At 45.3% G+C, this 11,483-nt stretch carries 8 protein-coding genes and 1 pseudogene; 2 read left to right on the top strand and 7 right to left on the bottom strand.

Annotated features, from left to right (window positions below; all coding sequences use genetic code 11):
• The first annotated feature begins 39 nt into the window (after positions 1–39).
• Both hisH and hisA read left to right on the top strand, forming a co-directional pair.
• Complete coding sequence (hisH, locus tag H5T88_10225; protein MBC7330712.1) at positions 40–660, top strand: imidazole glycerol phosphate synthase subunit HisH; 621 nt, start codon at positions 40–42, stop codon at positions 658–660.
• A complete protein-coding gene (gene hisA / locus H5T88_10220; protein MBC7330711.1) occupies positions 639–1,349 on the top strand; it encodes a 1-(5-phosphoribosyl)-5-[(5-phosphoribosylamino)methylideneamino]imidazole-4-carboxamide isomerase in 711 nt (236 codons plus the stop codon). The genes hisH and hisA overlap by 22 nt, the downstream gene beginning before the upstream one ends.
• Positions 1,350–1,354: 5 nt before the next feature.
• Here hisA and H5T88_10215 read toward each other — a convergent pair whose 3' ends face one another.
• The 7 genes and pseudogenes from H5T88_10215 to H5T88_10185 all read right to left on the bottom strand — a co-directional run bounded on the left by H5T88_10215 (position 1,355) and on the right by H5T88_10185 (position 11,302).
• Positions 1,355–3,268 carry a hypothetical protein gene (locus H5T88_10215; protein ID MBC7330710.1) on the bottom strand — a complete coding sequence of 638 codons (1,914 nt, stop codon included), beginning with the start codon at positions 3,266–3,268 and terminating at the stop codon, positions 1,355–1,357.
• Between the two features lie 155 nt (positions 3,269–3,423).
• Positions 3,424–3,843 (bottom strand): hypothetical protein, encoded by a 420-nt coding sequence (locus tag H5T88_10210; protein MBC7330709.1) that lies wholly within the window; start codon positions 3,841–3,843, stop codon positions 3,424–3,426.
• A 105-nt stretch (positions 3,844–3,948) separates the two neighbouring features.
• Positions 3,949–4,125: pseudogene (locus H5T88_10205) on the bottom strand (prepilin-type N-terminal cleavage/methylation domain-containing protein).
• Between the two features lie 62 nt (positions 4,126–4,187).
• Entirely contained in the window at positions 4,188–7,364 is a 3,177-nt protein-coding gene (locus H5T88_10200; protein MBC7330708.1) for a hypothetical protein, read from the bottom strand.
• Between the two features lie 6 nt (positions 7,365–7,370).
• Positions 7,371–9,287 carry a hypothetical protein gene (locus H5T88_10195; protein MBC7330707.1) on the bottom strand — a complete coding sequence of 639 codons (1,917 nt, stop codon included), beginning with the start codon at positions 9,285–9,287 and terminating at the stop codon, positions 7,371–7,373.
• 10 nt (positions 9,288–9,297) lie between these two features.
• Complete coding sequence (locus H5T88_10190) at positions 9,298–10,386, bottom strand: hypothetical protein (GenBank protein MBC7330706.1); 1,089 nt, start codon at positions 10,384–10,386, stop codon at positions 9,298–9,300.
• Between the two features lie 166 nt (positions 10,387–10,552).
• Positions 10,553–11,302 (bottom strand): DUF1559 domain-containing protein, encoded by a 750-nt coding sequence (locus H5T88_10185; GenBank protein ID MBC7330705.1) that lies wholly within the window; start codon positions 11,300–11,302, stop codon positions 10,553–10,555.
• Positions 11,303–11,483 lie beyond the last annotated feature (181 nt).

The following is an 11,483-nucleotide window of genomic DNA, read 5'->3' as shown; positions in this document are numbered from 1 at the left end:
GGTTGGGGACTTCGTCCCCAACCCGCCCCACATCTGAAAATGATTGCCATCGTCAACTATAAAATGGGTAACCTCAGAAGCGTTCAGAAGGCGCTGGAGAAACTGAGCTTCCCAGCCCTCCTCACTTCCTCACCAGAGGATTTGGAGAAAGCCCAAGCAATCATTCTGCCAGGCGTGGGTGCCTTCGGCTCGGCAATGAAGAATATAAGGGAATTAAATTTAGAGGAAACGATTCTGAGAGAAATTAAGAAAGGCAAACCTTTGCTCGGCATCTGCCTCGGTCTCCAGGTCCTCTTTGAGGAGAGCGAGGAATCGCCCGGGGTAAAAGGTTTGTGCGTTGTAAAGGGAAGAGTGGTGAAGATAAAAGGAAATGTGAGAATTCCCCATATGGGTTGGAATATCCTGAAAATAAAGAGAAAATCCCCGATTTTTGAGGGGATAAAGGAGGGTGAGATGTTCTATTTCGTCCATTCCTTCTATGTTGAGCCCGAGGAGGATGTGGTGATAGGGGAAACGGAATATCCCAACTTCATCCCCTGTGCGATTCAAAAGGGGAATGTATTCGGATTGCAATTCCATCCCGAGAAGAGCAGTTCGGCAGGTTTGAGAATCCTAAAGAATTTCGCCGAGATAGCGCTATGCTCATCATCCCAGCGATAGATATCATTCAAGGTAAATGCGTTCGCTTATATAGAGGGAATTACGAAAAGCTCCTCTTTTCCTACGATGACCCCGCTTCAATTGCCAAATCATTTGAGATGGATGGCGCGGAATGGCTTCACATAGTGGATTTAGAAGGAGCCAAGGAAGGGAGATTGGTGAATCTGGATACAGTTAGGGACATAAGGAAGAAAACGAGCTTGAAGATTGAGTTGGGAGGCGGAATAAGAAATTTAGATGATATTGGAAGCGTTCTCTCGTTGGGAGTGGACAGGGTGATATTGGGGACTCTCGCATTGAGAAAGGAATTCCTTGAGAGGGCTTTGGAACTCTATGGTGAGAGGATAGCGGTGGCATTGGATTCCAAAGGTGGGAAAATAGCAGTGGAAGGATGGTTGAAGGAAACTGAAAAGGATGTTCTCAGTTTTGCGCGGGAGTTAGGAGAGTTGGGGGTTAGGTGCCTGATACACACCAGCATACTTAGGGATGGGAGCTTGGAGGGGGCTAATTTTGAGGAGATAAAGAAGGTGAGGGAAATCTTTCAGGGGTTGTTAATCGCTTCGGGAGGGATTAGCTCAATAGATGATTTGCGAAGGCTTAAGGAGATAGGCGTCAACGGGGCAATTATCGGTCGCGCCATTTACGAAGGTAAAATAAACTTGAAAGAAGCTCTTTTAGAATTAGCTTGACCTCGTCAGCCACCCCAGAAGGGATATATCCGCCAATTGAAGAATATGCCCAAGATATTCGTCAAACTTCCTATCGTGAATTCGCCCAAGATTAAACCAAGAAAGAAGGGGAGCGTCTGCCTGTAACCCCTCAATCCCGCAACCCTCAAAACGAAGAATTTGACCATCCAAGCTATGAATATGGGCAACCAGAGGAGATTCATTGACCAAGAAGATGAAACAGCATAGCCAATGGGATGGAACGGCCACCAGAAATATCTACCTCTTATGAGGACAAGAATAATCGTTGACAGAAATCCCCAAAAAGTGAAAATGGAACAGAGATTGTCCCTCTCCTGCGGCATCGTCAGCCAAGAATGGAGGCGATTGAAAGCCTCCCATCCATACCCCGTAGTCCAAGGCGCTGCCTTAGCCAAAGTTCCGAGTTTATAGTAAGTATGAAGTAAAGCCCAGAAACTTGCGAAGGAGCCAACCAAACTCGCAAGCAACATCGCCCACATATACCCTCTTTCACTAACGCCCGTTCTCTCCGCTATCTTCAATCCCTCAATCTGATGGGGCATAGGATGAGCCCTGTAAGCCCTATTGAAACTCCAAGAGAGGGTGAAGAAGACTAAATCCCCTTTTGAGAAGCTCTCAACTCCCGCAACCCTCGGTAACATCTGGTCGGGACCGGCGAAATGCAAGTCGTGGACAGGAGAACCAAGCTCCACCCTTATCCTCGCTATAGCAAGGGAAAGAAGGAAGAAGATAAGAAGGAATAGGAAAGCTGTGATGAATCGCATCCCTGCCTGCATTAGGAAAACCATGAGCGCGATATAGCCGAGAATTATCCCAATAAAAGCCATACGATATGATAAAGGTTCTCCTTCATCGCTTACTTCTGACTTTCCCGTGAAAATCCTCTTCAAGACCTGATAGAGATATTTCCTTCCAACCCAAAGAACGAAAAAAGCTATACCTATGTAGGCGCCAGCGGATTGGTCGTTGATATAGGGCATATCTGGTCTGGCGACCTGCAGATTAAAGGCAACGCTCATGACTTTCAGCATCTTCCAATACCAGTAGAAGAACCAGCAGGAGAAGGCGAGGTCAAGCGGCAAGAGATAGCCAAGCCCGATGATGCAAGGGAAGAAGTAAAGGGGTGTCCAGCCGATTGCGTTCCAGGGAGGAGTCGTTATGAACTGACCGAGGTCATAATCCCTAATCGCTATGTGGAAGAAGAAGGGATAATTTGCGTTGATGTTATTTATGATATCAATTATCGCCGCTATGGCAAAGCCTATCCACATAAGCTTGCTTTTGAAGAGATAGAGGCTTTCATCAGTTATGGCAAGAGGGAGTTGGATGATAGGGAAGGTAAGCCTTTCATTTTCCGCCCATTGTTTTCGGAAAATTATGTTCATACACATCATAACCCAAACCATTATCATAAAGAAGAGAGTCCAGTAGAGAATCGGCTTCAGCCAGGCAAGGATATGTTCTTTGGTGTAGAACGTTGACCAACCGAGAAAATATCCCTCCAAAGCCTTCTTATCGGGAACAATCAGCCACTTGGGGAGATATTGGAAAAATAGCTTCTCATATTTGTTCTCGGGAGTGGCAAACCAATAGGGGTGGGTGGCGCAGGAGACGAGGACGGGATAGTTATCTATACCCAGCCAGCAGGAACCGAGGGCAACCATTGAATATGTCAAAAGGACTTCGCCTCTATTGAGGGCAAGGCGTGGGAGGTATCTTTTTAGGAAGAGGTTGAAGAGGAAAACGATGAGGAGCGAGAAAACGGCGTGGGAGAAGAGAGACATGGAAGTGGGGAAGGCACCACCCTTTACCTCCATCATATAAACGACCCAGAGGTTATTTATGGGGATTAAAATAATCCCGAGGAGAATCGCTTTGAAAGAGATTTTCGCCTTCATAAGTTATTTATGATTTTACAAAAAATATGCTTTCAAAAAAGGGGAAAATTGCTATCAATTTGTCTTATCTTGTCTTATTTCTTATGAGAAGTGAAAGTAGAGGGATAGCTCCTTTAAGGGTAAGGGGGGCGAGTGAAACTCGCCCCCCTTGCTATTCATTGCCATTCAGGCTGCCAATAGCGCTTGCTAACGAGGGAGTCCAACTTCGTCCATTTAGCGTGTCCATCCATAAAGACGACATTCAGCCCCTCGCTATGCCGATTTCTCGCGAACCATACCCAAGTCCATGAACAATTGCTCCACTCATTGCCTGCCCAATCATCTCCAGCGCTGACATTTATCTCAACGGAAAGGTCCTTGCAGTTGCCACAATAACCTACATTCCAGATTCCACCCCATATGTTTCCACCGGTTTCCGCTATAGCGACAGCATCGGCGGGTTTGGGCCAGCGAGCCAAGCTTGGGTTCCAGATAATAGCCCTGTTCGCTCCATAATGCAAGCGAGCGATTTCAGGATTCTTACCACAAGTTTCCTGCCCCGTTGGACCATCTCCAAGGCTCGGACAAATATACACCTACATATTTTTCATATATGGCTGAAGTTTGGAGAAGAGGCATACTCCGGTTTCTCCATTTGGTCGAGCGGCACCGCAGCCACAGACGAAAAGAGGCAGATTCTCGTCCCAATCCTGCGTATACATCGCAAAAGCCAGTCCTATCTGCTTCATATTGGATAAGCACGCTGCTTTTCTTGCCTGTTCTCTTGCCCGGCTGAAAACCGGAAAGAGAATAGCCGCCAGAATGGCAATGATAGCTATGACCACAAGTAGCTCAATCAGCGTAAAGCCTCTTCTCATCGCTTTTCACCTCCTTTCCTTTTTCGTTTTCATTTAAATTTTAAAATTACTTCAATTGTAAATTAAGTAAATTCTTTATCCAACACAACCTCTACGACATCGCCCGTTTTCAATAAAGAGCGAGGTATGGGCTGAGGAATTACTTCGCCGTTTACCTTAACTAACTTTACATTTCTTCCCCATCCAGAGAACTTTATATTTAAAATAACATCGCCAACTCTGATATTTTCTATTGAAAAGTCCCTCAATTTCTCCGGAATTGCTGGCTCAAAATATAGGTGCTCCTCATTCAACCTCAAACCACCTATACCTTCAATTATTCCAACAGCGATAAGGACGCCATCCTCCGGCAAACCTTGGTCGCTACCAACGGGCTTATCATCCGCGCTAAATGTGCTTGTCCCCTCAAACATAGGCAAGGGACGAGTATGAGGAAGTCCATGCCCACTTGCGAGGTCCCCTCGTAGTGCCCTTCCGGAAAAACTTTTAACCTTTTCATAAACCTCTTCAAGCGAGAACCTTGCCCTCAAAAACCAATCAAAACCACCCTGCCAGAACATCGTCTGACCATTCTCAAATCCAGGAGGAAATTGGAAGTTGTTCCAAATCCCCGCATGGAAAGCCTCTTTATTCCCATCTATCGTGTTTATGCTAGGGATTCCACAAGGCTTGCCAGTCTTTCCATCCCTCCAAGAATAGGCATTCGGGTCGGAATTAAGCCAGAGCCTCACCTTTAGTGATTTGTCATCGCTCAAAAGCCCAAGATAATTAGCAAGCAGAGGAATATCTGTGAAACCCACATCTATCTCCTTTCCGTTTACATCTATCCAACTCAAGAACCTTCCTCCCTCCAATAGCCTGCCTTCGTTATCCCTGATATATTTTTCCCTCCAATAGATTGAGAAGAGAGCCTCCCTTGCTTTCTCGCTTATCCTTTTATATTCATTTGCCTTATCTTCATAATTTAGAACTTTCGCTAAACGTGCTAATGCCTGAGCAGAAGCCACATAGTAGACCTGTAAAAGGGAATAACGATGTCCTATATTCCAACCATCCCAGTAAGTTGCGGGGCGATTTTGGTTGGGCAGTCCAGTGTATGGATAAGGCAAGGTCAAAATATAATTATCAGCCATAGATTTATAAAACCCGAATGCATCCTCCAAATTTGGGAAAACTTCTGCGATAAACTCATGGTCCCTTGTGAGAATGAAATATTCAAGGACAGAGAGGATAAATTGGGCGTTGGTCTCAAATATATAGCCGGTTCCGTTCCAACGCCACATCCATCTACCGTCTCCGTATTTCGCTATCGGCATCATCCCCTTCGGAAGGAGATTCCCATCCTCATCTCTCGTCGTTTCACCGTCAGCTAAAGCTGAGATATATTCTTTTAGCTTTTCCTTCGTGAGCTCTAAGCTGAAGCGAGGATTGTATTTCCCAGCAAGGATATGAAAGAAGGGAACCAATCCAATTGGAGCGATTGGTCCGCCATAGCAGTGCTCTTGATAAAACATATTTATAGCTTTTTCAATCTCAGGAGAATGAGGAAAGCGGAGGATGAATGTCCATTGGGAAGGAGGAGTGGGCGGTGGGATTATTCTTAGCGAGAGCTCCAACCTATACACTTTTCCCCGCTTCAATGACATCGGTCTGCAGTTATGTATCGTCCAATCAAATTGACTTCCAGTTATCGCTATCTTGGAAATTCCCGTTGGTTCGTCAAAAAGAGGATTTGGTAAATGGATGTTAAAGGGCATATCGCTCCCTTCATTTTTTACCTCCATAGCAATAGTCCTGAAAGGAGTAAGCGAATCCTCCTCTCCGTAAGCTATCAAATCATTGCCTATTGGACGATAACAAGGTTGAAGGTCATACATACTCATCTTATAATTGCTCAACATCCTTATATGGAAATAACCTCCAGCGAAGTTATAGAACCTTTTCCAGGAATTAGAAGGAAAATCCAAGTGCCAGCCCAAATAGGGGAGCGCGATATCTCTTAAACTTTCAAATTGCGCCTTTAAAAGGATTTTATCCTTTTCAAGGGAGTAAGTTAGCGAAGCGGATATTAGGGGCTCCCTTTCGGGGGAAAGGAGAAAGAGAGAAGGGATGCTAAGGGAAGTGGGAGAAATCTCCCATTTCTGCATTCTTTTAGGGGAGAGGTAAAGGGGGTAAGCATCGAAAGGATAGACGCTCCTTTGCCACTTGGAAGGTCCTCCGAAATAAATTCTCGTCCTTCTTCCCGCCAAAAGATTAGCTCCCCATTTTCCTTTCCCCCCAGTATCTACCTGAAGAGAAACCACCTCACCCCTATCAATATCTACCCCTAATCTGTAAAAGTCATTCTTAATATATTCAATCTTGCCTTTTCTTATTTCTTCTTTCATCTTTGGACTTAAAGAAGGAAAAATCCCCTTCTGCAACTCCTTTGCCTTTTTTAATGCCTCCTCTTTGCTTCCCCTTCCTATTAGGAATTTTACCTTAAATTTTCCATAGCTAAATAATCCCGTATCATTCCCCCAAGCAGGGTCCTTCCATTCACCTCGCCAACAGAAGTGCAAAGCTTTGATTCCACCTCCAAAGCCCTTAGGGTCAATTAAGCTTATGAGATACCTTTTCGTTTCGTTCCAATAGAAAATCACAAATTGGACCTCGCCACCTTCTTTGCTCTGTTGAGATGAGAGGTTTTGCCAGTGATGCTCTATTTTAGTTCTCCACTTCCCTTGGTAGTAATAAGAATCGGGCAAGGAAGCATTTGAGACGGGAAACTCACTTAGCACACCGCCTAACCAAAGCCCAAGAGGTCCAAATCTCTTTCCCTTTCTCCCTATGAACTCCCTTTCCATCTCAAAACCACTCACGCCCTCATAAAAGATATAACGGGAGCGAATACGGATGTCTGGTTCGTCTTTTAGGTAGACCTCCGTGCTAACTGCTACGCTTCTTTTCCCTCTCTCAATCTTCAACTTCTCTAATTTGAAAATTGGCATATGTAAACCCACCCACCCTTTTCCCTCAAGGGAAAAATCAGAGCTTGTCCACCAACCATAAAAGTAGCCAAGAAATGGGTCGGAAGGACTTCCCGCATCATGTAGAACTCCGAGAAAGGAGGGGAATTTCTTATTTATCCTTGCTCTAAATTCCTTCCCCTCTATGCCAATAGTATAACCTCCATCTGCCTCTATTACATTCAATGGAAAGGCTTTGAGAGATACAAGGATTAGAAAAAAGAATATCACAAATAATCACCCCCAGAAACGGTATATCTGCCAGTTGAAAACGATTCCGAGGATATTCGCTATGCTTGAAACAACGAACTCGCCTAATATCAATCCCAAGAAGAAAGGAAGTGTGTAGCGAAATCCCTTAAGCCCGGAGCTTTTTAGGACGATGAATTTAAAAAGCCAAGCGATAAATATGGGACACCACATAAGTCCCATCGCCCAAGAGGATGACACCGCATATCCAACGGGATGGAAAGGCCACCAGAGGAACCGTCCTTTCATAAAAACGAGAAAGACGGAGAACAAAAACCCCCAAAATGTGAAGATGGCGCAGAAATTGTCCCTGTTTTGGGGCATCTTTAACCACGAATCCAGCCTGTTATATGCTTCCCAGCCAAACCCTACAATCCAAGGCGGCATCTTGGCTGAGGCGGCGCCAAATTTATAGTCAGCATGGAGAAGCGCCCAGAAAGCGGAAAAGGAACCGATTAAGCTCGCTATCAACATCGCAACCGTATATTGGCGATAATCAAGTCCAAGCCTTTCAGCAATCTTAAACCCCTCCAATTGATGAGGCATAGGATGAGCTCTGTAAGCCCTATTGAAGCTCCAAGAGAGGGTGAAGAAGACCAAATCCCCTTTTGAGAAGCTCTCAACTCCCGCAACCCTCGGTAACATCTGGTCGGGACCGGCGAAATGCAAGTCGTGAGCAGGGGAGCCGAGCTCCGCTCTTATCCTCGCAATCGCTAAGGATAGGATGAAATATATCAACAGGAATAGGAAAGCGGTAATCAACCTCGCACCCATTTTTGTGATGAAAAAGAGGAGAAAAGCAAAGCCTAAAATTATGCCGATGAAAGCTGTGCGATAACTCATAGGCTCATCGGCATCGCTGACAAGCGATTTCTTCCCCAAAGCCCTTTTGATTACCTCAAGAAGATACCTTCTTCCCACCCATATCACGAAAAAAGCTATCCCGATGTAGGCGCCTGCTGATTGGTCATTGATATAGGGCATATCGGGTCTGGCGACCTGCAAATTAAAGGCAACGCTAAAGACCCTCTGAAACTTCCAATACCAGTAGAAGAACCAACAGGAAAAGGAAAGGTCAAGCGGCAATAAATAACCGAGTCCGATAATACAAGGGAAGAAGTAGATTGGCGTCCAACCTATCGCATTCCAAGGGCGAAGAGCATAGACAAAGGAATAGAGGTCGTAATCCCTGATTGGAATATGAGGGAAGAAAGGATAGTTTGCGTTTATGTTATTAACTATGTCAATCAACGCCGCGATAGCAAAACCTACCCACATAAGCTTGCTTTTGAATAGGGAGAGCCTTTCATCAGTAATCGCCAGGGGAAGCTGAATGATGGGGAAGGTTAGACGCTCGTTTTCAGACCATTGCTTGCGAAAAATGACATTGATGCAAAGCATAACGAATATCATAACCATAAAGAAAAGGGTCCAGTATAGAATGGGAGGAAGCCAAGCTAAGATGTTCTCTTTAGAGTAAATTGATGACCAACCGAGAAAATATCCCTCCAAAGCCCTCCTATCGGAGACCATCAACCACTTAGGAAGATATTTGAAGAAAAGACTTTCCCATTTGTTTTCAGGAGTAGCGAACCAAAAGGGATGGACGAGACAGGGAATCAAAACAGCGTATAAGTCGACTCCAACCATACAAGTTCCAATCGCCACCATTGAATAAATAAGCATCAATTCGCTTTGCGTTAGCTTCACCCGAGGGGAAATCCTGCCGACGAGGAGATTGTATAGAACGAGGATGAGAAGGGTAAAAACAGCGTTGAAGAATAGGGACATCGTTGTGGGAAAACCCTTCCCCACCACCATCTCCATATACCCCGTCCACAGGACATTGGGAGGAATCAGCAAAATACCTATGAGGATTGCCCTACACTTTAACTTCCTCCTCAATTCATCCCCCTTATACTGAGTTCACTAGCTCCCATAACCTCTCGGCGTAATAAAGATAATTCTCATAGGGAACATCGGGAGGAATGCTATGGTCCAAGCAGGGGATATATCCTCCTTCCTTGACTAAGGGCTCAATCCTCCTCAATTCCGCGTCTATTGCCTCTCTGCTTTGGGCAAGAGCCCTCTTATCAATTCCACCCCACATCCTCAACTCCCTCCCGAACTCCTTCCTCACTTTCACCACATCCATTCCCGCCTGAACCTCAAATGGATAAAGCACATTTATCCCCGCATCAAGCCAAATGGGAATGAGGGAATAGATGTTCCCATCGCTATCCAAGGAGACATATTTGACCCCCCTTGAACGGAGAAAATCAACCACCCTTTTGTATCTCGGTAGTGCGAACCTCCTATAGAGCTCCGGACCGACGAGCGGACCAGTTTTATAAGCCATATCCTCCCAGAAGCCGAAAACATCAACATCGGTATATTCAAGGATTTTATCCATCATCTCGATCAGGAAATCAGCGATGCTATCCATCATCTCCTCAAGGAAGAGGGGGTCGTCGTAGAAGAGGAGGCAGGCTCTCTCAACGCCCACCATCGCCCTCACTCCCCCGAAGAAGCCTCCCCATCTATCGGCGATTATGATTAAAGGGCAATCCCTATCTTTGTAGGAAGATAGAAGCTCTTTGTAATTTGGACCTATTCTCTCCTCAAGGTTGGCTTGAAAGCGCTCTTTGCGGAATTGGCGAAATTCCTCCCTCGTTTCAACTGGAAAGCGAATGAACTGGGGCATAGAGGAATCGGGGAAGTTCTTTCTTTCCCGCATAATTATTCCCTCATGATTGATGTAAGTGATGGTATCCTCGTCCTCGGCTATGATTTTTCTCTCAAAGGGGGGATTGGGGAAGAACCAAGTGCTGTGAACTATTCTTCTATCGTCTGGATGGGGAAAGGGTTTTGTTGGGTCATAACCTTCCCTTTTCCACCTTTCAATCGTTTCCGCCCAAGGGGCGGGAGCGCCCCAGTAGACGCATCTATCTACTTTCTCATAAGCGAAAAGATTGCGAAATCTTTGGAGGTCATTCAAATTCATCACCTCAAAGGAATTATAAAAAGATATGGCTGAATTTAGAACAAAAATCCCCTTCTGGCAATTATATTGCCAGGGACAAGAAGTGGTTTATAAAGAGGAACTTTTTAAGAAGATTTTAGGGCGGGGATGCCAATGGCATCCCCGCCCCTTCAATAAATGATATTAGTTACTCAAATTGTCCCCATGGCTTGCGTTTTATCTGGTCAGCTTTGAACCACTTGGCATGTCCATCACAGAAGATTAGATTGGAACCTCCAACATGGCGTGTTGCTTTTTCTATCATCCAGTTAAGGTCTACGATGACAGGTGGACATGGCCCTCCGTTTCCTAGACAACTCATCCCGGCTGGATTTCCATCCCATTCAGCAAAAGCCGCGTGGATGATGATCCCCGTGGTATCAATAGCAGCTGTATTCAAAAAGGAACCACCACCACTATCACCAATCGCTATAGTGTTTGCAGGGTCCTCTATTTTAGCCAGCTTAATCGGTCCATCATAGTTATACATCAACCAGTTCGCATATCCATAATCCGTTTCTATGTTCGTCCTTCCATGCTGTCCTGGCCAACAATTGGACGCCCAAGACCATCCCCTCGCTTGCCGACGACTACTTGGACATAAGAGGATTTGGGTGTTCTTTAGATATGGCATCAATTGCTCCGTCCAATAGAGTCCATCGTGGTCTCCGAATAAGCACTTTATCTTCCACCAGGGAAAAGTCTCATCCCAATCTTGCACATACATCATCAGCGCCATACCTATCTGCTTTTGATTGGACAGGCAGGCGGACTTACGAGCCTGTTCCCTCGCCCTTGAGAACACAGGGAACAGGATAGCTGCTAGGATAGCGATTATCGCTATCACCACTAGCAGCTCTATCAAGGTAAAACCTCCTCTTCCCTTTTTCAAAAACATTCTTTTGACACCTCCTTTTTTCGCTTTGCCCCCCATATGGTTTCCGGTCTTTCCGGCGAGGGAGAAGCGGGGAGCAAGAACTTCTCCCTCCTTTATAAAACCCTCAAATCTAAACCACCTCCTTGTATTAAATTACTTTAATTATAAGTTGTTGTAGATATATGTCAACAAGTTTTTCAGT

This window comes from bacterium (assembly GCA_014360495.1).
Taxonomy (GTDB): Bacteria; Armatimonadota; JACIXR01; order JACIXR01; family JACIXR01; genus JACIXR01.
The sequence above is the reverse complement of the archived record's forward strand: the minus strand, read 5'-3'. Positions and strand labels throughout refer to the sequence as shown.